Annotated in this window: 23 protein-coding genes; 16 read left to right on the forward strand and 7 right to left on the reverse strand. The window is 66.2% G+C overall.

Features of this window, described 5'->3' with window-relative positions; all coding sequences use genetic code 11:
* Positions 1–28: 28 nt before the first annotated feature.
* The 4 genes from DIE06_RS02210 to DIE06_RS02225 form a co-directional block, all read right to left on the reverse strand.
* Entirely contained in the window at positions 29–1480 is a 1452-nt protein-coding gene (locus DIE06_RS02210; protein WP_124659951.1) for a bifunctional 2-methylcitrate dehydratase/aconitate hydratase, read from the reverse strand.
* 22 nt (positions 1481–1502) lie between these two features.
* Positions 1503–2009 carry a hypothetical protein gene (locus DIE06_RS02215; protein ID WP_124659952.1) on the reverse strand — a complete coding sequence of 169 codons (507 nt, stop codon included), beginning with the start codon at positions 2007–2009 and terminating at the stop codon, positions 1503–1505.
* 223 nt (positions 2010–2232) lie between these two features.
* Positions 2233–3240 carry a CoA ester lyase gene (locus DIE06_RS02220; protein WP_124659953.1) on the reverse strand — a complete coding sequence of 336 codons (1008 nt, stop codon included), beginning with the start codon at positions 3238–3240 and terminating at the stop codon, positions 2233–2235.
* A gap of 184 nt (positions 3241–3424) precedes the next feature.
* Positions 3425–4411, reverse strand: a complete 987-nt coding sequence (locus DIE06_RS02225) for a malate dehydrogenase (protein ID WP_124659954.1) — start codon at positions 4409–4411, stop codon at positions 3425–3427.
* A gap of 288 nt (positions 4412–4699) precedes the next feature.
* On the opposite strand from DIE06_RS02225, the gene DIE06_RS02230 reads away from it, so the two are divergent.
* The 7 genes from DIE06_RS02230 to gltA all read left to right on the forward strand — a co-directional run bounded on the left by DIE06_RS02230 (position 4700) and on the right by gltA (position 10714).
* The gene (locus DIE06_RS02230; RefSeq protein WP_124659955.1) at positions 4700–5524 is read left to right on the forward strand and encodes a GntR family transcriptional regulator; all 825 of its coding nucleotides are present in this window, start codon (positions 4700–4702) and stop codon (positions 5522–5524) included.
* A 170-nt stretch (positions 5525–5694) separates the two neighbouring features.
* A complete protein-coding gene (sdhC, locus tag DIE06_RS02235) occupies positions 5695–6111 on the forward strand; it encodes a succinate dehydrogenase, cytochrome b556 subunit (RefSeq protein WP_124611779.1) in 417 nt (138 codons plus the stop codon).
* Between the two features lie 4 nt (positions 6112–6115).
* Positions 6116–6484: a succinate dehydrogenase, hydrophobic membrane anchor protein gene (sdhD, locus tag DIE06_RS02240; RefSeq protein ID WP_006399546.1), complete on the forward strand. Its 369-nt coding sequence runs from the start codon at positions 6116–6118 to the stop codon at positions 6482–6484.
* Between the two features lie 3 nt (positions 6485–6487).
* Complete coding sequence (gene sdhA / locus DIE06_RS02245; RefSeq protein ID WP_124659956.1) at positions 6488–8263, forward strand: succinate dehydrogenase flavoprotein subunit; 1776 nt, start codon at positions 6488–6490, stop codon at positions 8261–8263.
* 21 nt (positions 8264–8284) lie between these two features.
* On the forward strand, positions 8285–8986 hold the full coding sequence (locus DIE06_RS02250; RefSeq protein WP_011658352.1) for a succinate dehydrogenase iron-sulfur subunit: 702 nt from the start codon (positions 8285–8287) through the stop codon (positions 8984–8986).
* Between the two features lie 87 nt (positions 8987–9073).
* The gene (locus DIE06_RS02255; protein ID WP_124659957.1) at positions 9074–9346 is read left to right on the forward strand and encodes a succinate dehydrogenase assembly factor 2; all 273 of its coding nucleotides are present in this window, start codon (positions 9074–9076) and stop codon (positions 9344–9346) included.
* Between the two features lie 66 nt (positions 9347–9412).
* The gene (gltA, locus tag DIE06_RS02260; protein WP_124659958.1) at positions 9413–10714 is read left to right on the forward strand and encodes a citrate synthase; all 1302 of its coding nucleotides are present in this window, start codon (positions 9413–9415) and stop codon (positions 10712–10714) included.
* 90 nt (positions 10715–10804) lie between these two features.
* On the opposite strand, the gene DIE06_RS02265 is transcribed toward gltA, so the two are convergent.
* The gene (locus DIE06_RS02265) at positions 10805–11788 is read right to left on the reverse strand and encodes an AraC family transcriptional regulator (RefSeq protein ID WP_124659959.1); all 984 of its coding nucleotides are present in this window, start codon (positions 11786–11788) and stop codon (positions 10805–10807) included.
* 71 nt (positions 11789–11859) lie between these two features.
* On the opposite strand from DIE06_RS02265, the gene DIE06_RS02270 reads away from it, so the two are divergent.
* The 5 genes from DIE06_RS02270 to DIE06_RS02295 all read left to right on the forward strand — a co-directional run bounded on the left by DIE06_RS02270 (position 11860) and on the right by DIE06_RS02295 (position 16837).
* A complete protein-coding gene (locus tag DIE06_RS02270) occupies positions 11860–12249 on the forward strand; it encodes a VOC family protein (RefSeq protein ID WP_124659960.1) in 390 nt (129 codons plus the stop codon).
* A gap of 110 nt (positions 12250–12359) precedes the next feature.
* Positions 12360–13613 (forward strand): DUF1479 domain-containing protein, encoded by a 1254-nt coding sequence (locus DIE06_RS02275; protein WP_124659961.1) that lies wholly within the window; start codon positions 12360–12362, stop codon positions 13611–13613.
* 227 nt (positions 13614–13840) lie between these two features.
* The gene (locus tag DIE06_RS02285) at positions 13841–14599 is read left to right on the forward strand and encodes a dimethylarginine dimethylaminohydrolase family protein (RefSeq protein WP_124659963.1); all 759 of its coding nucleotides are present in this window, start codon (positions 13841–13843) and stop codon (positions 14597–14599) included.
* A 101-nt stretch (positions 14600–14700) separates the two neighbouring features.
* The gene (locus tag DIE06_RS02290; RefSeq protein WP_124659964.1) at positions 14701–15165 is read left to right on the forward strand and encodes an Lrp/AsnC family transcriptional regulator; all 465 of its coding nucleotides are present in this window, start codon (positions 14701–14703) and stop codon (positions 15163–15165) included.
* Between the two features lie 139 nt (positions 15166–15304).
* A complete protein-coding gene (locus DIE06_RS02295) occupies positions 15305–16837 on the forward strand; it encodes an amino acid permease (protein ID WP_124659965.1) in 1533 nt (510 codons plus the stop codon).
* A 172-nt stretch (positions 16838–17009) separates the two neighbouring features.
* On the opposite strand, the gene DIE06_RS02305 is transcribed toward DIE06_RS02295, so the two are convergent.
* Together DIE06_RS02305 and DIE06_RS02310 are read right to left on the reverse strand one after the other, a co-directional pair.
* Positions 17010–17735: a glutathione S-transferase gene (locus DIE06_RS02305; RefSeq protein ID WP_124659966.1), complete on the reverse strand. Its 726-nt coding sequence runs from the start codon at positions 17733–17735 to the stop codon at positions 17010–17012.
* Between the two features lie 125 nt (positions 17736–17860).
* The gene (locus tag DIE06_RS02310; protein WP_124659967.1) at positions 17861–18193 is read right to left on the reverse strand and encodes a cupin domain-containing protein; all 333 of its coding nucleotides are present in this window, start codon (positions 18191–18193) and stop codon (positions 17861–17863) included.
* Between the two features lie 275 nt (positions 18194–18468).
* Here DIE06_RS02310 and leuC point away from each other — a divergent pair, with 275 nt between their 5' ends.
* The 4 genes from leuC to leuB all read left to right on the forward strand — a co-directional run bounded on the left by leuC (position 18469) and on the right by leuB (position 21887).
* Complete coding sequence (leuC, locus tag DIE06_RS02315) at positions 18469–19878, forward strand: 3-isopropylmalate dehydratase large subunit (RefSeq protein ID WP_124659968.1); 1410 nt, start codon at positions 18469–18471, stop codon at positions 19876–19878.
* A 3-nt stretch (positions 19879–19881) separates the two neighbouring features.
* Complete coding sequence (locus DIE06_RS02320) at positions 19882–20028, forward strand: entericidin A/B family lipoprotein (RefSeq protein WP_011658379.1); 147 nt, start codon at positions 19882–19884, stop codon at positions 20026–20028.
* A gap of 65 nt (positions 20029–20093) precedes the next feature.
* Positions 20094–20744 carry a 3-isopropylmalate dehydratase small subunit gene (leuD, locus tag DIE06_RS02325; RefSeq protein WP_124659969.1) on the forward strand — a complete coding sequence of 217 codons (651 nt, stop codon included), beginning with the start codon at positions 20094–20096 and terminating at the stop codon, positions 20742–20744.
* Positions 20745–20819: 75 nt separating this feature from the next.
* A complete protein-coding gene (gene leuB / locus DIE06_RS02330) occupies positions 20820–21887 on the forward strand; it encodes a 3-isopropylmalate dehydrogenase (RefSeq protein WP_124659970.1) in 1068 nt (355 codons plus the stop codon).
* Positions 21888–21924: the final 37 nt, after the last annotated feature.

Below are 21924 nucleotides of genomic sequence, written 5' to 3' on the forward strand. Positions count from 1 at the left end.
AGGAAACAAAGAGTCCTGTATCTGACGGCTATATCACATACAAGTCGACGTACTCATCGACCGGCATCGCTTCGAGCTTTGCCTGGTCCAGCGACACGTCGAGAATCGCTTGTTGCTGCTTTGCCGGGAAACGGCGGGCAAGGTTGGTCCGGAACTTGTCGACCAGGAGCGGGATGCCATCAGCACGGCGTCGCTGATGGCCGATCGGGTATTCGACCGCCACTTCGGCAAGCGTCGATCCGTCCGCGAATTCGATCGTCAGCGCATTCGCGATCGATCGCTTGGCCGGGTCATGGTAATCCTTCGTGAACTGCGGATCCTCGACGCACACGGTTTTCGCGCGCAGCGCGTCGATGCGCGGATCGGCGGCGACCGCGTCTTCGTAGTCGGCCGCGGTCAGCCGGCCGAACAGCAGCGGCACGGCGACCATGTACTGGATGCAGTGGTCGCGGTCGGCCGGATTGGCGAGCGGCCCCTGCTTGTCGATGATGCGGATCGCGGCCGCATGCGTGCGGATCGTGATCCGGCTGATCTCGTCGGTCGTACGGCCCGCCGCGGCGAGCTGCGCGTGCAGCTGCAGCGCGGCCTCGGCGGCCGTCTGCGCATGGAATTCGGCGGGGAACGCGATCTTGAACAGCACGTTCTCCATCACGTACGTGCCGTACGGGCGCTGGAAGCGGAACGGCTGTCCGTCGAACAGCACGTCGTAGAAGCCCCAGGTTTTCGCGGTGAGCGCCGACGGGTAGCCCATTTCACCCGTTTTCGCGATCAGCGCGAGGCGCACCGCGCGGGACGTCGCGTCGCCGGCCGCCCAGGACTTGCGCGAACCGGTGTTCGGCGCATGGCGGTAGGTGCGCAGCGGGTGGCCGTCGACGAATGCGTTGGATACCGCGTTGATCAGCTCGTCGCGCGTGAGCCCGAGCAGGCGGCCGACGACGGCCGTCGACGCGACCTTCACGAGCAGCACGTGGTCGAGCCCGACCGCATTGAACGAATTCTCGAGTGCGAGGCAGCCCTGGATCTCGTGGGCCTGGATCATCGCGATGAGCACGTCGCGCATGGCAAGCGGCTTCCTGCCGGCCGCGACGGCCGTGCGGGACAGCCAGTCGGCCGTCGCCAGGATCCCGCCGAGGTTGTCGGACGGATGACCCCATTCGGCGGCGAGCCAGGTGTCGTTGAAGTCCAGCCAGCGGATCATCGCGCCGATGTCGAAAGCGGCCTGGACGGGATCGAGCTGGAAGGACGTGCCGGGCACCTTCGCGCCGTCCGGCACGATCGTGCCGGGCACGACGGGGCCGAGCAGCTTGGTGCAGGCAGGGTAGGACAGCGCCTCGAGTCCGCATCCTAGCGTGTCGATCAGGCAATGACGCGCCGTCTCCAGCGCGAGCGCGCTGTCGATGCCGGGGTTCAGCACGTAGTCGACGATATCGACGAGTACGGAATCCGGAGCGGGGCGGACGTTGGAGACCGAGGCGGACATCGAGGGGCCTGGGAGAACGCGCTTAGTTCGTTGCCGGCTTCAGTTCGTTCGATTGCGTCGGCGCTGCGCCGCCTTGCGCCATTTCCGGCGTCACGCATTCGTCGGCGAGACGCTCGCCGCCGTTCGCATCGCTGAACAGCATCGCCTTGCTCGGGATCACGACCAGCTTGAAGCCCGCGGCCGGATCGTAGAACGTGTCGGCACCCGTCGTCGTGGCCTGACGCGGCAGCTTGTAGTTCTTCTTCGCCCAGTGAACCGTGACGACCTGGTCACGCTTCATGTCGCCGGCGAGGTCGAACGACAGGCCTTCCTTGCACGACCACTTGGTTGCGCCTTCCGGCACCGGATCGACCTTGGCCGCGGCACGCGCCTGCGCCTTCTTGCTGCGCGGAACGATGCGCTTGGCCGGCGCCGGGCGCTTGGCCGTCTTCTTCGCCGTCGCCGTATCCTGGGCGAACGCGCTCGGAGCCGACACCAGCATCGTGGCGGACAACGCGCCGATGGCGGTAGCGATCAGGAGTTTCTTCATGGAGTCAGAACCTTTCGATAATCAGTTGACAAGGGCCGGCAGCTGACACTGCCGGCCGGTTTGAAACTGCACGCGCCCCGGAAGCGCGCAGCGGCCGCTATTTTCACCTATTTGGCCGCGCATATTTCAGGTTTTCGGGCTCCGTTACGTTTTTTGTCGTTTTGCAAACCTGTCGCAGGTTCACGCACCGGTGATTCGATGAAATTCGTGTGTCGGCGCGCGCTCACCGCGCATCTCCGGTGGCGTCCGGGCCGAACAGCGGCGCGGTCTCGGCCGGCACCGGCTGGCCGGTCGCCCGCGCGCGGCGCAGCACCGACCAGTAATAGCGGTAGCTCGCGCGGTCGTGCAGCGTATCGCCGTGGCGCGTCGGGCCCCAGTCGGCGGCCTGCGCGGCCAGCAGGATTTCGGCGGCCAGTGCGACTTCATCGGTGCGCGGCGCGAATGCGTCGACGATCGGGCGGATCTGCGCGGGATGGATGCTCCACATCCGCGTGAACGCGAACTCGTCGCGCGCGCGGCGCGCGTCGCCGGCGACGACGGCCATGTCGCGCACTTCCGTCGTCACGTTGTGCGACGGTGTCTTGCCGTGCGCGTGGCAGGCTGCGGCGATTTCCAGCTTCGCGCGCCGCACGAGCGGGTGGTCGAACTGGCCGGGCGAGCGCATCGCCGCATCGGGGATCGCGCCGTGATGCGCGGACACGAAGTCCATCAGCCCGAAGCTCAGCGTGCCGACCAGCGGCAGCGCGGCGAGGGCGGCCGCCTGCGCGAGCGCGCCGTGCGTCTCGACCAGCACGTCGACCGGGATCGGCTGCGCGAGGCCGAGCTCGCGCCGCGTGCCTTCGATGAACGCGACCATCTCGGCCGCGTCGGCGGCGCTCGCGATCTTCGGCAGCGTGACGTAGGCCGGTGCGCGCGCGGCGCGCAGCACGATGCGCACGTCGTCGCGCCAGTGGGGATGGGAAAAGTCGTGGATGCGGACGCCGACCCGCCCGAAGCGGTTCTCGGCGCTGCCGAGGAATTCGGCGACGCACTGTGCGTGCGCGGCTTCCTGGCCGACGGCCGCGCCGTCCTCGCAGTCGAGCGTGATGTCGAACACGGGACCGAGTTCGGCCTGGAGCGCGAGCGACTTGCGCATCAGCTTCTCGCTGCCCGCGTAGTGATCGCAGCAGGGCAGGATCGCGGGCGGGGACGCCCCGTCGTACAGCACTTGTGCAGGAGTGAGCGCGGACATCTCTTCTACGTCAAGGAAGCGGGCAACGTGGAGAAAATCGGATTCGGGCGCGTTCTGAGCCGGCGCGTGGGGCGCCTGGCGCGGCAAAACGTGCGCGGATCGGATCGGGCGGCGGGGCCGGCTGCAGCCCCGCCGCCCGTGCCGTGACCGGACCGCCCGGAGGCGGCCCGGCGATGCAGCCTGCTTAGTTCTTCAGCAGGTGGGCGACGCCGTCGCGCTCTTCGAGCAGCTCGGCCAGCGTGCCGTCCATCTTCTCGCGCGAGAACGCGTCGATTTCGAGGCCTTCGACACGCTTGTACTCGCCGTTTTCGCAGACGACCGGCACGCCGTAGATGATGTCTTCGGGGATGCCGTACGAGCCGTCCGACGGGATGCCCATCGTGACCCACTTGCCGTTCGTGCCCAGGACCCAGTCACGCACGTGGTCGATCGCCGCGTTGGCTGCCGACGCCGCCGACGACAGGCCGCGCGCTTCGATGATCGCCGCGCCGCGCTTGCCGACGGTCGGGATGAACGTGTCGCGGTTCCACACGTCGTCGTTGATCAGCTTCAGCAGCGACTCGCCTTCGACGGTCGCGAAGCGGAAGTCGGGGTACATCGTCGGCGAGTGGTTGCCCCACACGGCGAGCTTCTCGATCGATGCGACCGGCTTGCCCGACTTGGCGGCGAGTTGCGACAGCGCGCGGTTGTGGTCGAGGCGCAGCATCGCCGTGAAGTTCTTCTTCGGCAGATCCGGTGCCGACTTCATCGCGATGTACGCGTTGGTGTTCGCCGGGTTGCCGACGACCAGCACCTTCACGTCGCGGCTCGCGACTTCGTTCAGCGCGGCGCCCTGGACCGTGAAGATCTCGGCGTTCGCCGACAGCAGGTCCTTGCGCTCCATGCCCTTCGAGCGCGGACGCGCACCGACCAGCAGCGCGACGTCTGCATCCTTGAATGCAACCTTCGGATCGTCGGTGATCACGACGCCCGCGAGCAGCGGGAACGCGCAATCGTCGAGTTCCATCACGACGCCTTTGACGGCGGCTTGGGCTTGCGGGAGGTCGAGCAGTTGCAGGATGACCGGCTGGTCCTTGCCGAGCAGGTCGCCGTTCGCGATGCGGAACAGCAGGGAGTAAGCGATTTGACCTGCGGCGCCGGTGACGGCAACGCGCTTTGCGGGCTTAGCCATTGAAAATCTCCAGGACGTGTGAAGCGGTGGACGCTAGGCAAAACGCCATTCTATGCGCGTTATGCGTAGCGTTGCATTGAAGCAGGGCGGAGGACTCGCGAAAGGCAGACGCGGTGAACCTGGAGACGGCCGTGGCACGTAGCCCGGGACGCGTTTTGCACCCGCGAACCCTTGCTCGCCCCGGAGTGTAGGAGCCGGCGGGTCCAAAGTCAAACGGTATCATATGTCTTATATAAGACAGATGTTTTGCGGAATTTGAGTGGACGGAAAAGCGCGGTTTGTGATGAAATGCGCGCCATGACATCGAACCAGGCGAACAACGCGAATCCGACCGGCGCAGGCGGCCCAGGGCAGCCGGGCGCGGGCGATTCCGTGCCGGCGCCTGTCGCTTCGCCGTCGCCGACCTTCAGTCCGTTATACCAGCAGATCAAGTCATTGATCACGCAAAGTCTCGAATCCGGTGAATGGAAGCCGGGCGAGATCATCCCCAGCGAAGTGGAGCTCGCGGCCCGTTACAAGGTCAGCCAGGGCACCGTTCGCAAGGCGATCGACGAACTGGCCGCGGAAAATCTCGTGGTCCGGCGGCAGGGCAAGGGTACGTTTGTTGCGACGCACAACGAGGATCGCGCGCAGTTCCGCTTCCTGCGTCTGCTGGCCGACGACGGTGCCGAGCATCCGCACGTGAGCCGCCTGCTCGAATGCCGGCGCCTGCGCGCGCCGGCCGAGATCGCGCGGCAGCTCGACCTGAAGCCGGCCGATCCGGTCGTGCAGGTGCGCCGCCTGCTGGAGTTCGAGAACGAAGCGACGGTGCTCGACGAGATCTGGCTACCGGGCGCGATGTTCCGCGGGCTCACGTTCGAGCGGCTGAGCGAGTACAAGGGCCCGCTCTACGCGATGTTCGAGACGGAGTTCGGCACGCGGATGATCCGCGCGACCGAGAAGATCCGCGCGGTGGCGGCAGAGCCGGCGGTGGCCGACCTGCTGCACGTGCCGGTGGGTTTCCCGTTGCTGTCGGTCGAGCGCGTGTCCTATACATACGGAGACCGGCCGGTGGAAGTGCGGCGCGGCTGGTATGTCACAACCGGGTACTACTATCAGAATGACTTGAGCTGACGACGTATCGGCACAGGCAGCGTGCACGCGCACTTCCCGTGTTCGCGTAGCACGTTTCGGGCCGCCTTTATTCCCGTTCGCGTAACGATCCAGAGCAGACTTTCGCTGCAGCGCGATATAAAAAGGCGCTAAAATCGCGGATTAGTGTGACAACATAGTAGGGGTCTAGCATGACTGACGCAGTAAGAAAGCCGAGGCCGGAATACCGGAACATCGGAATCGGCGACATCACGTTGAAATATCGCATGCCGCTGGCGGCGATATTGTCGATTCTCCACCGAGTCAGCGGCGCGCTGCTGTTCCTGTTCCTGCCGTTCCTGCTGTTCCTCCTGGACCAGAGCCTGACGTCCGAACTCAGCTTCGAAGTCTTCAAGCAATTCCTCTCCAACATCGTCGTCAAGCTGATCGTCCTCGCGCTGTCCTGGGCGTTCCTTCACCATTTCTGCGCCGGCATTCGCCACCTGCTGATGGACGTCAACCACGACGCCGTCTCGAAGGAAGGCGGCAAGCGGACGGCCGTCGTCGTCTTTGTCGTCTCGATCGCCCTGACGATCGCCATGGCACTCAAACTGTTCGGAGCATTCTAAGAAAATGGCAGCCAATAACCGAATCGGCTCGAAGCGCCTCGTCGTCGGCGCTCACTACGGCCTGCGCGACTGGCTCGCGCAGCGCGTCACCGCCACGATCATGGCGGTCTACACGGTCATTCTGCTCGTCCTGTTCTTCGGCGCGCATGATTTCTCGTACGAAGGCTGGGCATCGATCTTCTCCGCGCAATGGATGAAGCTCGCGACCTTCGTGACGCTGCTTTCCCTCTTCTACCACGCATGGGTCGGCGTGCGCGACATCTGGATGGACTACGTGAAGCCCGTCGGTGTGCGCCTGCTGCTGCAATCGCTGACCATCGTCTGGCTGCTCGCATGTGCGGGCTACGCCGCGCAGATTCTCTGGAGAGTGTAAAGAATGGCTGCAATCAAAACTTCCCTGCCGCGCCGCAAGTTCGACGTGGTGATCGTCGGCGCGGGCGGCTCGGGCTTGCGCGCAGCGCTGCAACTGTCGCGCGCGGGCCTGTCGGTCGGCGTGCTGTCGAAGGTGTTCCCGACCCGTTCGCACACGGTGGCCGCACAGGGCGGCATCGGCGCGTCGCTCGGCAACATGAGCGAAGACAACTGGCACTTCCACTTCTACGACACGATCAAGGGTTCCGACTGGCTCGGCGACCAGGACGCGATCGAGTTCATGTGCCGCGAAGCACCGAACGTCGTGTACGAACTGGAACACTTCGGCATGCCGTTCGACCGTAACGCGGACGGCACGATCTACCAGCGTCCGTTCGGCGGCCACACCGCGAACTACGGCGAGAAGCCGGTCCAGCGCGCTTGCGCGGCCGCCGACCGTACCGGTCACGCGCTGCTGCACACGCTGTACCAGCAGAACGTCGAAGCGAAGACGCAGTTCTTCGTCGAATGGATGGCGCTCGACCTGATCCGCGACGCGGAAGGCGACGTGCTCGGCGTGACGGCCCTCGAGATGGAGACGGGCGACGTCTACATCATGGAAGGCAAGACCACGCTGTTCGCGACGGGCGGCGCCGGCCGGATCTTCGCGGCATCGACCAACGCGTTCATCAACACCGGCGACGGCCTCGGCATGGCCGCGCGTTCGGGCATCGCGCTGCAGGACATGGAGTTCTGGCAGTTCCACCCGACCGGCGTGGCCGGCGCGGGCGTGCTGATCACCGAAGGCGTGCGCGGCGAAGGCGGTATCCTGCGCAACGCGAACGGCGAGCGCTTCATGGAACGCTACGCACCGACGCTGAAGGATCTGGCGCCGCGTGACTTCGTGTCGCGTTCGATGGACCAGGAAATCAAGGAAGGCCGTGGCGTGGGTCCGAACAAGGACCACGTGCTGCTCGACCTGTCGCACATCGGCGCCGAGACGATCATGAAGCGTCTGCCGTCGATCCGCGAAATCGCGCTGAAGTTCGCGAACGTCGATGCGATCAAGGAACCGATCCCGGTCGTCCCGACGATCCACTACCAGATGGGCGGCATCCCGACCAACATCCACGGTCAGGTCGTCGGCACGTCGCGCGGCCACAAGGATCCGGTCAACGGCTTCTACGCAGTGGGCGAGTGCTCGTGCGTGTCCGTGCATGGCGCGAACCGCCTCGGCACGAACTCGCTGCTGGACCTCGTGGTGTTCGGCCGTGCGGCCGGCAACCACATCGTCGAGCACGTGAAGAACCAGAAGGAACACAAGCCGCTGCCGGCCGACGCAGGCGAATTCTCGCTGGCGCGCCTGGCGAAGCTCGACAAGTCGACCTCGGGCGAGTACACGCAGGACGTCGCGAACGACATCCGCGCGACGATGCAGAAGCACGCAGGCGTGTTCCGCACGTCGGCACTGCTGAAGGAAGGCGTCGACCAGATGGCCGGCCTGAAGGCCCGCGTGGAAAGCATCCACCTGAAGGACAAGTCGAAGGTGTTCAACACCGCGCGCGTCGAAGCGCTCGAGCTGGAGAACCTGATCGAAGTCGCCCGCGCGACGATGGTGTCGGCGGAAGCGCGCAAGGAAAGCCGTGGCGCGCACGCCCACAGCGACTACGAACACCGCGACGACGACAACTGGCTGCGCCACACGCTGTGGTACAGCGAAGGCGATCGCCTCGACTACAAGCCGGTTCAAATGAAGCCGCTGACGGTCGACTCCGTGCCGCCGAAGCCGCGCACGTTCTAAGCCGAGTCAAAGGAATCCGAAATGGCAAAACGCATTTTTGAAGTCTACCGCTACGATCCGGACAAGGACGCGGCGCCGCGCATGCAGACGTACGAGCTCGAGATCCAGCATGAGCGCATGCTGCTCGACGCACTGGTCAAGCTGAAGGCCGTGGACGAGACGCTGTCGTTCCGTCGTTCGTGCCGCGAAGGCGTGTGCGGTTCCGACGCGATGAACATCAACGGCAAGAACGGTCTCGCGTGCCTGACGAACCTGAACGACCTGCCGCAGAAGATCGTGCTGCGTCCGCTGCCGGGCCTGCCCGTCGTGCGCGACCTGATCGTCGACATGACGCACTTCTTCAACCAGTATCACTCGATCAAGCCGTACCTGATCAACGACGCGCCGCCGCCGGAGAAGGAACGTCTCCAGTCGCCGGAAGAACGCGACGAGCTCGACGGCGTGTACGAGTGCATTCTGTGCGCGAGCTGCTCGACGTCGTGCCCGAGCTTCTGGTGGAACCCGGACAAGTTCGTCGGCCCGGCCGGCCTGCTGCAGGCTTACCGCTTCATCGCGGATAGCCGTGACACGGCCACCGGCGAGCGCCTCGACAACCTGGAAGACCCGTACCGTCTGTTCCGTTGCCACACGATCATGAACTGCGTCGACGTTTGCCCGAAGGGCCTGAACCCGACGAAGGCGATCGGCAAGATCAAGGAACTGATGGTTCGCCGCGCGGTTTAATATGATGACCCCCAAGCTCACTGCGTTCGCTGCCCCCCGAGGGGGCGTCGACTCCCTTGGGGCGGCCCTGCGGGAGTCCGAGTTGTGATGAGCGACGATTCGCATCAATCCGACCCGCACCGTCGCGCGCGCCTCCGCTGGCGCGCGCGGCGGGGTCTGCTGGAGAACGACATCATCTTCGAGCGTTTCTTCAGCAGATACGAGCATGACCTCACCGATGCAGACGTAGGCGCGTTGTCGCGCCTGCTCGATCTGAGCGACAACGACCTGATGGACTTGCTCCTCGCGCGCAAGGAACCAGAGGGCGACCTAGACGGCCCGGATATTCACCGGCTGTTGGAGATGCTGCGCAACGTGTAACGCCAAGGTGTAACGCGTTGTGCCCGTTATCGAATCCCGTTTCTTTATTTCGATTGAGGATGTGCCATGACTCCGTCTGATGTTAAAGCCACGCTATCGTTCAGCGACAATTCGCCGAGCGTCGAAATGCCGATCTACAAGGGCACGATGGGCCCGGACGTGATCGACATCCGCAAGCTGTACGGCCAGACCGGCAAGTTCACTTACGACCCGGGCTTCATGTCGACGGCAGCTTGTAATTCGGCGATCACGTACATCGACGGCGACAAGGGCGAACTGCTGTACCGCGGCTACCCGATCGACAACCTCGCGCAGAACGCCGACTTCCTCGAGTCCTGCTACCTGCTGCTGAAGGGCGAGCTGCCGAACGCGGCGCAAAAGAAGGAATTCGTCGACACCGTCACGAAGCACACGATGGTGCACGAGCAGATGCACTTCTTCTTCCGTGGCTTCCGCCGCGACGCGCACCCGATGGCGATCCTGGTCGCCGCAGTCGGCGCGCTGTCCGCGTTCTACCACGACTCGCTCGACATCAACGACCCGCGTCACCGCGAAGTGTCGGCGATCCGCATGATCGCGAAGCTGCCGACGCTCGTCGCGATGGCGTACAAGTACAGCATCGGCCAGCCGTTCGTGTATCCGAAGAACTCGCTGTCGTACAGCGCGAACTTCATGCACATGATGTTCTCGAACCCGTGCGAAGAGTACAAGGTCAACGACGTGCTCGTCCGCGCACTCGACCGTATCCTGATCCTGCACGCCGATCACGAGCAGAACGCATCGACGTCGACGGTCCGCCTGGCCGGTTCGTCGGGCGCGAACCCGTTCGCGTGTATCGCGGCCGGTATCGCATGTCTGTGGGGCCCGGCGCACGGCGGTGCGAACGAAGCCGCGCTGAACATGCTCGAGCAGATCGGTTCGCCGGACAACATCCCCGAATTCATCAAGCAGGTGAAGGACAAGAATTCGGGCGTGAAGCTGATGGGCTTCGGTCACCGCGTGTACAAGAACTACGACCCGCGTGCGAAGCTGATGCGCGAAACGTGCTACGAAGTGCTGAACGAACTCGGCCTGCACGACGACCCGCTGTTCAAGCTCGCGATGCAGCTCGAGAAAATCGCGCTGGAAGACGAATACTTCGTGTCGCGCAAGCTGTACCCGAACGTCGACTTCTACTCGGGTATCGTCCAGCGCGCGCTGGGCATCCCGACGTCGATGTTCACGTGTATCTTCGCGATGGCACGTACGGTCGGCTGGATCGCACAGTGGAACGAAATGATCGCGGATCCGGAACAGAAGATCGGCCGTCCGCGTCAGCTGTTCATCGGCGACACGCCGCGCGAAGCGAAGCCGCTCAACGCACGTTAAGTCGTGCGCGGCGCGAACGGCCGTCAGGCCGCTCGCGTCCGGCAATCGCAACGCCCCGACACCCCGGTGGGTCATCCCGCCGGGGTGTTTTCATTTGTGCGGCCGGCGTTGGCCACGGCCCGATCCGGTCCCGCGTTCCAGCGACGGCGGTCGCGTATCGAGCGGCGGCGCGTCGGCATCGGGCGCGTGGCCGTGCTGCGCGAAGAACTGCCGGTACGCGCCGGGCGTCATCCCGCGTGCGGCGAGGAACTGGCGGTTGAAGTTTGCGGCGTTCGGAATGCCGCAGCGCGCGGCAACCGTCGCGATCGGCCAGTCGGTGCCGACCAGGTGACGGCACGCATGCGCGAGCCGCAGCCGCTGCACGTAGCGGCCGACGCTTTCGCCGAGGTGCCGCACGAACAGCCGCTGCAGCGTGCGTTCGGACATGTGCGCGACGGCTGCGAGCGCATCGATGCGCATCGGCTCGTGGAAGTGCCGGTCGATCGCGTCGAGCACACGGTCGAGGCGTTCGGCTTCGGGCGCGGCCGAGTCGGCCGATGGCGTGGCTGCGTCGGGCCGGCCATAGGCCTGCGCGGTGGCGAGCGGTTCGCCGCCGGCTTCCGCGAGATCGGCGAGCGTGTCGAGTGCGGCCGCGAGGCGTACGCGTGGCGATGAGTCGAGCAACGGCGGCAACCGCGCACGCATCGTGCGGGCCGTATCCGCATCGAAGTGCAGGCCCGGTGCCGCGCGCCTCAGCAGCGAGCGCAGCGGCGCGTACTCGGGGCAGCAGTCGGCCACGCGCCGTGCCCAGTCGCCGTCGAACCAGACGACGAGCGCGACTTCCGGCGCCTCGCGATCGATGCGCGCATTCGACGACCATGTGTGCGGCAGGTTGGGCGGCACGAGCACCAGGTCGTCGTCCGCGTAGCGGGCGACATGATCGCCGATGAAGCGCCGGCCGCGGCTGTTCAGCGTCAGCGTCAGTTCGTACTCGGGATGGCGATGCCATTCGAACGGAATGCGCGCGAGCTGGCGGTGGTACACGCGGATCGAACAGCCGGGGGCGAACGTCACGTGCTCGTACTGCGGTTTCATCGCGGCCTCCGGTCGAGCGCGGCACCGCGCCGTGGCATGATCGTGATCGATCGTCACGACGGAGCGATGCCATGTTTTCACATGTTTGCGTGGGCGTCAGCGATACGGCGCGCGCGTACGACTTCTACGCGCCACTGTTCGCTGAACTCGGGCTGCGTCTCAAATTCAGTGGGCCGGATGGCTGGTCGGGCTGGATGCCGGCCGACACCGACCGGCCGCTGTTCTTCTTCGGCCGGCCGCTCGACGGTCGTGCGCCCGAACCGGGCAACGGCCACACGATCGCATTCATTGCGCCGACGCGCGCGCAGGTCGACCGCTGCCATGCGCTCGCGCTGCAGCACGGCGGCACCTGCGACGGGCCGCCGGGCCTGCGGCCGCACTATCACCCCGACTACTACGGCGCGTATTTCCGCGACCCGGACGGCAACAAGCTGTGCGTGGTCTGCCATCGTCCAGAGTAGCGAGCGATTGTCAGGATTGTATCGATTGTTGGCCGGATAGTGTCGATAGCGGCGACGCGTCGGCCGTACGCTGAATGCCCATCACGACACGATTCAGCGAGGAGACGACGATGCATCTGACGATTGACGATCTGCCGGCCGCGATCCGCACGGCGAAAAGGGCGCTGCGCGCCGACCTGCCCGGTTACGCGGCCACGTTCCGCGAGCTGGAGGGCGATATCGCGCGGCAGGTCGACGCGATCCGCCGCGCACACGCGCACGGCCACGACGTGATTCCGGTTCTGCGCTGCGCGGATATCGCGAACGGCTCCGTCGATCCGCGGGCGCTCGCCGGCATCCGCACGCACGGCGCGGCGGTGATCCGCGGTGTGTTCGATGTGCAGCAGGCGCGCGACTGGAACGACGAGATCGGCGCCTATCTGGATGCGAACCGTTTCGCCGAGCGGCTGCATGCGCGCGCCGAGGACCGCTACTTCGGCAACCTCGCGTCGGGCAAGCCGCGGATCTACGGCGTCTACTGGTCGAAGCCGCAGGTGGCCGCGCGCCAGTCGCCGGCCCTCACGCAGGCCCGTGTGTTCCTGAACCGCCTGTGGCGCCATGCGGAGGGTGCGCGCAGGCATTTCGATCCTGGCCAGGTGCCGGCCTATGCGGACCGGATCCGCCGCCGGCCGCCTGGCTCGACGTCGCTCGGGCTGTCGCCGCATGTCGACGGCGGCTCGGTCGAACGCTGGCTCGGCGCGAATTTCCGCCAGGTCTATCGTCACGTGCTGGCCGGTCGGTGGCGCGATTACGACCCGTTCGACGCGGCATTCCGCCCCGACGTCGAGGAGATTCCGTCGCCGGCCGTGTGCTCGATGTTCCGCACGTTCCAGGGCTGGACCGCGCTGACGCCGCAAGGGCCCGGCGACGGCACGCTGCAGCTGATTCCGGTCGCGAACGCGATGGCGTACGTCGTGCTGCGCGCGCTGCAGGACGACGTCGCCGACGACGACCTGTGCGGCGCGCGCCCGGGCCGTGCACTGTCGATCCTGCCCGATTGGCATGCGCTGCTGCTCGACGCGCTGGTGCCGATCCCGCACATGGAGCCGGGCGATGCGGTGTTCTGGCACGGCGACGTCGTGCATGCGGTCGAGGATGCGCATCGCGGCAGCGGCGACAGCAACGTGATGTATATCGCGGCAGCGCCGGGGTGCGCGAAGAACGACGCCTACCTGCAGCGCCAGCGGCTCGCGTTCCTGCGCGGGGATAGCCCGCCGGACTTTCCGGGCGATCATTTCGAGGTCGACTTCGACGGACGGGGAGGCGAGGGCGATCTCACGGCGCTGGGCCGTGTGCAAATGGGGTTCGAGCTGGGCACTGCGTGACGCATGCGGCGGACGCAGCGGCCGCGCCGGCGGCCGGGAACGGCCGTTTGCGCCGCGCCGGCCGACCGTCCGCCGAATCCGCTGCGCCCCGCCTGCAATTCGACGCGATCGGCTGCGGGCATGCCCGAAATCGACGCGAATTGCGCAATTTGGCTTCCGATAATGGTCCGGACACAACGCAGCTGCCCCGTGCGCCGCACGGGGGCAGCGTGACCATGGAGGAGTCGATGCAATTCACGCAAGCGATCGTTCGCCGTCCCGCGCCGTCCTGTGGCGCGGGTCTCACCACCGCCGCGCTCGGCGCGCCCGACTACGACAAGACGCTCACGCAGTTCCACGCCTACTGCGACGCGCTGCGCGGGCTCGGCGTTGCGCTGATCGAGCTGCCGCCGCTGGACGCGTTCCCCGACTCGCATTTCGTCGAGGACGTCGCCGTCGTCACGCCCGAATTCGCGGTGATCACGCGCCCTGGCGCGCCCGCGCGGCGCGGCGAGACGGTGCATATCGAAGCGGCGCTCGGCGCGCATCGCGACCTGCTGCCGATGCAGGCGGGCCGTCTCGACGGCGGCGACGTGATGCTGGTCGGCAGGCGCTTCACCATCGGCCTGACGGGCCGCACCGACGCCGAAGGCATCGCCGCATTCGAGTCGCTGGTGTCGCGCCATGGCTATTCGGTCGTCGCGGTGCCGGTCAGCGCGGGCCTGCATTTGAAATCGGTGGTCAACGCGCTCGGCGACGACACGCTGCTCGTGACCGAGGCGCTGGCCGGGCATCCGGCGTTCGCCGACTATCGCCGGATCGCGATTTCCGCCGCGGACGAATACGCGGGCAACACGCTGCGCGTGAACGGCACGCTGATCACGCCGGCCGGCTATCCGCGCGTGCACGACGCGATCGGCTCGCTCGGGCTGCCGCTGCACGTGATCGACACCAGCGAGTTCCGCAAGATGGACGGCGGCCTGACGTGCCTGTCGCTGCGGTTCTAGCCGATTGGCGCGCGGCCGCTTCGACCGGATAATGTGGCCCCCGCGCGGAACCGGAGAAGACGCTCCGCGCACCAGCCACGACCCGACCGGAGCGAACAAGGATGACCGACAAGAAGATGCAACTCGACAAGATCGATCTCCGGATCCTCGACATCCTGCGCACCGACGGCCGGATTTCATACCGGAAGCTGTCGGAACTCGTGAACCTCACGCCGCGGCCGTGCCAGGCGCGTGTGGAGCGGCTCGAGGCGCTCGGCGTGATCGAAGGCTACCGCGCGGTGATCAAGGCGCCGCGCGCGACCAAGCCGATCGTCGTGATCGCGCAGATCGTGCTGGCCGACCATGGACGCTCGCAGGCGCCGTTCGAGGACGAGATGCGGACCAATCCGGCCGTGCTCGACTGCTGGCTCGTCAGCGGCACGTTCGATTTTCTCGTGCGGCTCGCGTGCGAGGATCTCGACGAATACCGGCGGATCGCGAACGTGTGGCTGGAAAGCCCGCGGTTCCGGATCGAGAAGATCGTGACGACCGCCGAGCTGCAGGCGATCAAGCGCAGCGTCGTCTGACACGGCAGGGTGCGTCCGGGCCGCCGGCACCGGACGTGCGACCCGGCGGGCAGGACCGGTTTTCGACGCGAATAACCGGGCCGATCGATTGGTATTCCGAATCAATTCGGGCGGCCCGGATCCAACCAGGGTGAACACTATGGATGCTTTGCAAGCGGCAGTGGAGACAGCCGCACCGTCCGGAACGGCGCTGAAGCGCCGGCTGCAGAGCCGCCACATCGCGATGATCGCGATCGGCGGTTCGATCGGCACGGGGCTGTTCGTTGCGTCGGGCGCGTCGGTCGCGCAGGCGGGGCCGGGCGGCGCGATCGCCGCCTACATCGCGATCGGGCTGATGGTCTACTTCGTCGTCACCGGGCTCGGCGAGATGGCCGCGCTGATGCCGGTGTCGGGCTCGTTCGCGATCTACGGCGAGAAGTACGTGGACGAAGGCTTCGGCGTCGCGCTCGGCTGGACCTACTGGTACAGCTGGGCCGTGACGATCGCGATCGAGCTGGTCGCCGGGCAGATCGTGATGCGCTACTGGTTTCCCGCCGTGCCGGGCGTATGGTGGGGCGCCGGGTTCCTGCTGCTGATCTTCCTGCTGAACACGTTGTCGGTACGCGGCTTCGGCGAATCCGAATACTGGTTCTCGCTGATCAAGGTCGTCACCGTGATCGCGTTCATCGCGGCGGGCTTGCTGATCGCGGCCGGCCTGCTCGGCAACGGGCATCCGGTCGGCTGGCGCAACTTCGGGACCGGCGACGCACCGTTCGTCGGCGGCGTGCACGCGATGATGAGCGTCGCATTGATCGCGGGCTTCTCGTTTCTCGGCACCGAGCTGGTCGGGATCACGGCCGGCGAATCGGAAAACCCGCGCAAGACGATCCCGCGCGCGGTGAAGCAGATCTTCTGGCGGATCATGCTGTTCTACGTGCTCGCGATCTTCGTGATCGGCCTGCTGGTGCCGTACACCGATCCGAACCTGCTGAAGAGCGACGTGACCGACATCGGCGTGAGCCCGTTCACGCTCGTGTTCAGCCATGCGGGCTTTCCGCTCGCCGCGGGCGCAATGAACCTCGTGATCCTGACGGCCGTGCTGTCGGCCGGCAACTCCGGCACGTATGCGGCCACCCGGATGCTGTACAACCTCGCGGCGGAAGGCCGTGCGCCCGCGATGTTCGCGACGCTGTCGCCGGGAGGCGTGCCGCGCAACGCGCTGTACGCGACGATGGCGGTGGGCGGGCTGTGCTTCCTCACGTCGCTGACCAACAACCAGCGCATCTATCTGTGGCTGCTCAATACGGTCGGCATCACGGGCTTCATCGCGTGGCTCGGCATCGCGGTCTGCCACTACCGGTTCCGCAAGGGCTTCCTGATGCAGGGCTACCGGCTCGATCAACTGCCGTACCGCGCGAGGTGGTTCCCGTTCGGGCCGCTGCTCGCGATCGCGATCTGCATCGTGATCTCGCTCGGGCAGGATTACCAGGCGTTCTTCGCGGCCCGCATCGACTGGATGGAAGTGCTGTCGATCTATGTGTGGGTCCCGCTGTTCGTCGCGATCTGGTGGGGGTATCGCCGCGTGCGCAAGAGCCGGCTCGTGCGGTACGAGGAGATGGAGATCGGGCCGTGGCTGACGCGCCCGGTCGAGGCCGTCGACGCGGCGGTCACGCAGCACGGGCGGCCGCGCTGAAGCGGGCGCGAGCCGCGCGAGGCCACGCGGCCCGACGGCGTGGCGGTCACCTGTCGCGAGACCCGGACCAACGACGCAGGGCGGCGCTCGACGGCCGTGTTCCGTCGCGAGGCGGATGGCCTGATCGTATGGCGTTACCTGCACGAGACGCCGGTCGGCGCCTGAGCCGACACTACTTGTCCAGCTCCGGATAGTGCCGGAAGATGCCCATGTCGTTGAACGGGATGCGGCGCGCCGATTCGAGATAGCGCGCGACGGGCGGATGCTGCGCGACGCGGTCGTGCAGGCCGACGAGCGCGTCGACCTTGCGTTCCGCGCGCTTCATCGCCTTCGGGAATGCGTAGCGCAGGCCTTCGATCAACTGGAACATCGACAGGTCCGCGCAGCTGAGCGCACTGCCGGCGATATAGCCGCTCTTGTGCGGATTCTGCGCGAGCACGCGATCGAAATAGCCGAGGAATTTCGGCAGCCGGCGCGCGAGGAAATCGGCCGCGCGCTCGGCCGCCTCGGCCTTCTGGTCCTCGTAGTACAGCCCGCTGCCGATCGGATGGTGCGTGTCGTGGATCTCGGTGACGAAATCGGCGACGGTCAGCTGGAGTTGATGCACCCATAGCCGCCCGGCTTCGTGGTCGGGCGCGAGCCCGAGCCGCGCGCCGAGAAACAGCAGGATGTTCGCGGTCTGCCCGACGACCACGTCGCCGGCCTTCAGGAACGGCGGCGCGAACGGCACGCACTCGGCTTGCGTGCTGTCCATCAACCGCATCATCGCCGGCACGCCCATGCCGCGCCCCGATTCGCGCGCGACGTCGACATAGTCGGCCTCGGCCGCTTCGAGCGCGAGCCGCACGTATTCGCCGCGGCCCTGGATCTCGGGCCAGTAATAGAGTTCATATCGCATGCATTTCTCCTGTCCGGCGATGCGTCGGCGTTGCCCGCACCGCGATGGCGGGAGGCGGCCGTGCGCCGCCCGTTGCGAATAGACAGTCTAGGAGATCGGGCGGGAAGTGCCGCGCGCGTCGCGCGTCATCCGCCGCGCTCGTCGCGCTCGCCGCCTTCGGGACCGTAGAAGAACACCCAGGTCGAGAAGTCGTCGGAAAAGCCGACGAAGCGGTGCGACGCGAACGCGGGGACGAACAGCACGTCGCCGGCCGCGACGCCGCATTCGCGCCCGTCGACGACGAACCGCGACGTGCCGGCGGCGATCACGTAGACCTCGTCGCGCGTATGCGGCGTCTGCAGGTCCTCGCCGCGCGGCCGGTACAGCTCGATGTCGAGCGTGCCGTGGCGAAACAGCGTCGTGAACAGCGTGCCTTCATCGTCGAGGCGGGCGAGCGATTCGTTGATGCCGAGCTTCATCGTCGTGGGCTCCGGGTCCGGATCGTGGGGACGTTCAGGTGTGCGTCGTCCCATCGTATGCCGGAATCCGGCGCGGCGTGAACCTCGCGATCGCGGGCCGCGCCGGCGCCCGGTGCGTCCCGTTTGCCGGGTAATGCCGATACAGGTATTGGCACTACCAGCCAAACCACTGTTTTTAATGGGTTTTTTCGCGTCGAGCCTGCGCCGTGGCGCATTCTGCGTGGCATAATCGTTCGCATCCGCAAGGCTTGTAGTCACAACGACCCCGCATACCCATGGCACAGACTCTCTACGACAAACTGTGGAATACCCACGTCGTCCACACCGAGGACGACGGCACGGCATTGCTCTATATCGACCGTCAGCTGCTGCATGAAGTCACGAGCCCGCAGGCATTCGAAGGGCTGAACGTCGCGCACCGCCCGGTGTGGCGCATCAGCGCGAACCTGGCCGTGTCGGACCACAACGTCCCGACCACCGATCGCAGCCACGGCATCGCCGATCCGGTCTCGAAGCTGCAGGTCGACACGCTCGACGCGAACTGCGACGCGTTCGGCATCACGCAGTTCAAGATGAACGACGTGCGCCAGGGCATCGTGCACATCATCGGGCCGGAGCAGGGCGCGACGCTGCCGGGCATGACGATCGTCTGCGGCGATTCGCACACGTCGACGCACGGCGCGTTCGGCGCGCTCGCGCACGGCATCGGCACTTCGGAAGTCGAGCACGTGCTCGCGACGCAAACCTTGCTGCAGAAGAAGAGCAAGAACATGCTCGTGAAGGTCGAGGGCACCCTGCCGCGCGGCTGTACCGCGAAGGACATCGTGCTCGCGATCATCGGCAAGATCGGCACGGCCGGCGGCACGGGCTACGCGATCGAATTCGGCGGCTCGACGATCCGCGCGCTGACGATGGAAGGCCGGATGACCGTCTGCAACATGGCGATCGAAGCCGGCGCGCGCGCAGGCATGGTCGCCGTCGACGACACGACGATCGACTACCTGAAGGGCCGTCCGTTCGTGCCGACCGGCGCGGAATGGGACCAGGCCGTCGAGTACTGGCGCGAATTCAAGTCCGACGAAGGCGCGCAGTTCGACCGCGTCGTCGAGCTGAACGCGGCCGAGATCGTCCCGCAGGTCACGTGGGGCACGTCGCCGGAAATGGTCACGTCGATCGACGGTCGCGTGCCCGATCCCGAGCGCGAGAAGGATCCGGTCAAGCGCGACGCGATGGAGCGCGCGCTGGCCTACATGGCGCTCGAGCCGAACACGCCGATCGAGTCGATCAAGGTCGACAAGATCTTCATCGGTTCGTGCACGAACGCACGCATCGAGGACATCCGCGCGGCCGCGTACGTCGTGAAGAAGCTGAACCGCCGCATTGCGTCGAACGTGCGGCTCGCGATGGTCGTGCCGGGCTCGGGCCTCGTGAAGGCGCAGGCCGAGCGCGAAGGCCTCGACAAGGTATTCACGGATGCAGGCTTCGAATGGCGCGAGCCGGGCTGCTCGATGTGCCTCGCGATGAACGCCGACCGGCTCGATCCGGGCGAGCGTTGCGCATCGACGTCGAACCGCAACTTCGAAGGCCGGCAGGGCGCGGGCGGCCGCACGCACCTGGTGAGCCCCGCGATGGCGGCGGCGGCGGCGATCGAAGGCCATTTCGTCGACATTCGCAAGCTGGGGTAACGCGTGACGGCATCGAAGCTCATCGCGCGGCTGGTTGCCGCGCTGGCGCTCGCGGGGCTGGGCTTCGGCCTGGCGGGCTGCAATACCGTCCGAGGCTTCGGCCAGGACGTCAATGCCGCCGGCAACGCGCTGCAGCGCGCCGCGGACTGACGCCCGCCGAGAATTTGTCGATGTGCGCCGGCTGACTGCCGGCCCTTCAACCGGATAGACGGATCATGGAAAAATTCACTGTGCATACCGGCGTCGTGGCGCCGCTCGATCGCGAGAACGTCGACACCGACGCGATCATCCCGAAGCAGTTCCTGAAGTCGATCAAGCGCACGGGCTTCGGTCCGAACGCGTTCGACGAATGGCGTTACCTCGACCATGGCGAGCCGGGCCAGGACAACTCGAAGCGCCCGCTGAACCCGGACTTCGTGCTGAACCAGCCGCGCTACCAGGGCGCATCGGTGCTGCTCGCACGCAAGAACTTCGGCTGCGGCAGCTCGCGCGAGCACGCGCCGTGGGCGCTGCAGCAGTACGGCTTCCGCGCGATCATCGCGCCGAGCTTCGCCGACATCTTCTTCAACAACTGCTACAAGAACGGGCTGCTGCCGATCGTGCTGACCGAGCAGCAGGTCGATCACCTGTTCAATGAAACGGTCGCGTTCAATGGCTTCGAGGTGACGATCGATCTCGAAACGCAGGTCGTGCGCACGGGCGACGGCCGCGAGTATCCGTTCGACATCACCGCGTTCCGCAAGTACTGCCTGCTCAACGGTTTCGACGACATCGGCCTGACGCTGCGTCACGCGGACAAGATCCGCCAGTTCGAAGCCGAGCGGCTCGCGAAGCAGCCGTGGCTCGACAACAAGCTGGTCGGCTGAGATTGCCTCCGGGCGGGCGCGCATGACGTGCGCTCGCCGGCCTGCCACCCACACCTACCCAGTCAGGAATAACGCATGAAGATTGCAGTGCTGCCCGGCGACGGCATCGGTCCGGAAATCGTCAACGAAGCGGTCAAGGTGCTGAACGCCCTCGACGAGAAGTTCGAACTCGAGCAGGCGCCGGTTGGCGGCGCGGGCTACGAGGCGAGCGGTCATCCGCTGCCGGACGCGACGCTTGCGCTCGCGAAGGAAGCCGACGCGATCCTGTTCGGCGCGGTCGGCGACTGGAAGTACGACTCGCTCGAGCGCGCGCTGCGCCCCGAGCAGGCGATCCTCGGGCTGCGCAAGCATCTCGAGCTGTTCGCGAACTTCCGCCCGGCGATCTGCTATCCGCAGCTCGTCGATGCGTCGCCGCTTAAAGCCGAACTCGTCGCGGGCCTCGACATCCTGATCGTGCGCGAACTGAACGGCGACATCTATTTCGGCCAGCCGCGCGGCGTGCGTGCCGCACCGGACGGCCTGTTCGCCGGCGAGCGCGAAGGCTTCGACACGATGCGGTACTCGGAACCGGAAGTGCGCCGCATCGCGCACGTCGCGTTCCAGGCCGCGCAAAAGCGCGCGAAGAAGCTGCTGTCGGTCGACAAGGCGAACGTGCTGGAAACGTCGCAGTTCTGGCGCGACATCATGATCGACGTGTCGAAGGAATACGCGGACGTCGAGCTGTCGCACATGTACGTCGACAACGCGGCAATGCAGCTCGCGAAGGCGCCGAAGCAGTTCGACGTGATCGTGACCGGCAACATGTTCGGCGACATCCTGTCGGATGAAGCGTCGATGCTGACGGGCTCGATCGGCATGCTGCCGTCGGCGTCGCTCGACAAGAACAACAAGGGCCTGTACGAACCGTCGCACGGTTCGGCGCCGGACATCGCGGGCAAGGGTATCGCGAACCCGCTCGCGACGATCCTGTCGGCCGCGATGATGTTGCGCTACTCGCTGAATCGCGCGGAGCAGGCCGATCGCATCGAGCGCGCGGTGAAAACGGTGCTCGAACAGGGCTACCGCACGGGCGACATCGCGACGCCGGGCTGCAAGCAGGTCGGCACGGCGGCGATGGGCGACGCGGTGGTCGCCGCGCTGTAATGCTCGCGGCAATGCAGTCATGCAGTGAATTGTAGAA

The organism is Burkholderia sp. Bp8998, from assembly GCF_003854235.1.
Taxonomy (GTDB): Bacteria; Pseudomonadota; Gammaproteobacteria; order Burkholderiales; family Burkholderiaceae; genus Burkholderia.

Coding starts and splice junctions, on each gene's coding strand:
- DIE06_RS02210 (WP_124659951.1), bottom strand. CDS start 1,480: ATGTCCGCCTCGGTCTCCAACGTCCGCCCCGCTCCGGATTCCGTACTC.
- DIE06_RS02215 (WP_124659952.1), bottom strand. CDS start 2,009: ATGAAGAAACTCCTGATCGCTACCGCCATCGGCGCGTTGTCCGCCACG.
- DIE06_RS02220 (WP_124659953.1), bottom strand. CDS start 3,240: ATGTCCGCGCTCACTCCTGCACAAGTGCTGTACGACGGGGCGTCCCCG.
- DIE06_RS02225 (WP_124659954.1), bottom strand. CDS start 4,411: ATGGCTAAGCCCGCAAAGCGCGTTGCCGTCACCGGCGCCGCAGGTCAA.
- DIE06_RS02230 (WP_124659955.1), top strand. CDS start 4,700: ATGCGCGCCATGACATCGAACCAGGCGAACAACGCGAATCCGACCGGC.
- sdhC (WP_124611779.1), top strand. CDS start 5,695: ATGACTGACGCAGTAAGAAAGCCGAGGCCGGAATACCGGAACATCGGA.
- sdhD (WP_006399546.1), top strand. CDS start 6,116: ATGGCAGCCAATAACCGAATCGGCTCGAAGCGCCTCGTCGTCGGCGCT.
- sdhA (WP_124659956.1), top strand. CDS start 6,488: ATGGCTGCAATCAAAACTTCCCTGCCGCGCCGCAAGTTCGACGTGGTG.
- DIE06_RS02250 (WP_011658352.1), top strand. CDS start 8,285: ATGGCAAAACGCATTTTTGAAGTCTACCGCTACGATCCGGACAAGGAC.
- DIE06_RS02255 (WP_124659957.1), top strand. CDS start 9,074: ATGAGCGACGATTCGCATCAATCCGACCCGCACCGTCGCGCGCGCCTC.
- gltA (WP_124659958.1), top strand. CDS start 9,413: ATGACTCCGTCTGATGTTAAAGCCACGCTATCGTTCAGCGACAATTCG.
- DIE06_RS02265 (WP_124659959.1), bottom strand. CDS start 11,788: ATGAAACCGCAGTACGAGCACGTGACGTTCGCCCCCGGCTGTTCGATC.
- DIE06_RS02270 (WP_124659960.1), top strand. CDS start 11,860: ATGTTTTCACATGTTTGCGTGGGCGTCAGCGATACGGCGCGCGCGTAC.
- DIE06_RS02275 (WP_124659961.1), top strand. CDS start 12,360: ATGCATCTGACGATTGACGATCTGCCGGCCGCGATCCGCACGGCGAAA.
- DIE06_RS02285 (WP_124659963.1), top strand. CDS start 13,841: ATGCAATTCACGCAAGCGATCGTTCGCCGTCCCGCGCCGTCCTGTGGC.
- DIE06_RS02290 (WP_124659964.1), top strand. CDS start 14,701: ATGACCGACAAGAAGATGCAACTCGACAAGATCGATCTCCGGATCCTC.
- DIE06_RS02295 (WP_124659965.1), top strand. CDS start 15,305: ATGGATGCTTTGCAAGCGGCAGTGGAGACAGCCGCACCGTCCGGAACG.
- DIE06_RS02305 (WP_124659966.1), bottom strand. CDS start 17,735: ATGCGATATGAACTCTATTACTGGCCCGAGATCCAGGGCCGCGGCGAA.
- DIE06_RS02310 (WP_124659967.1), bottom strand. CDS start 18,193: ATGAAGCTCGGCATCAACGAATCGCTCGCCCGCCTCGACGATGAAGGC.
- leuC (WP_124659968.1), top strand. CDS start 18,469: ATGGCACAGACTCTCTACGACAAACTGTGGAATACCCACGTCGTCCAC.
- leuD (WP_124659969.1), top strand. CDS start 20,094: ATGGAAAAATTCACTGTGCATACCGGCGTCGTGGCGCCGCTCGATCGC.
- leuB (WP_124659970.1), top strand. CDS start 20,820: ATGAAGATTGCAGTGCTGCCCGGCGACGGCATCGGTCCGGAAATCGTC.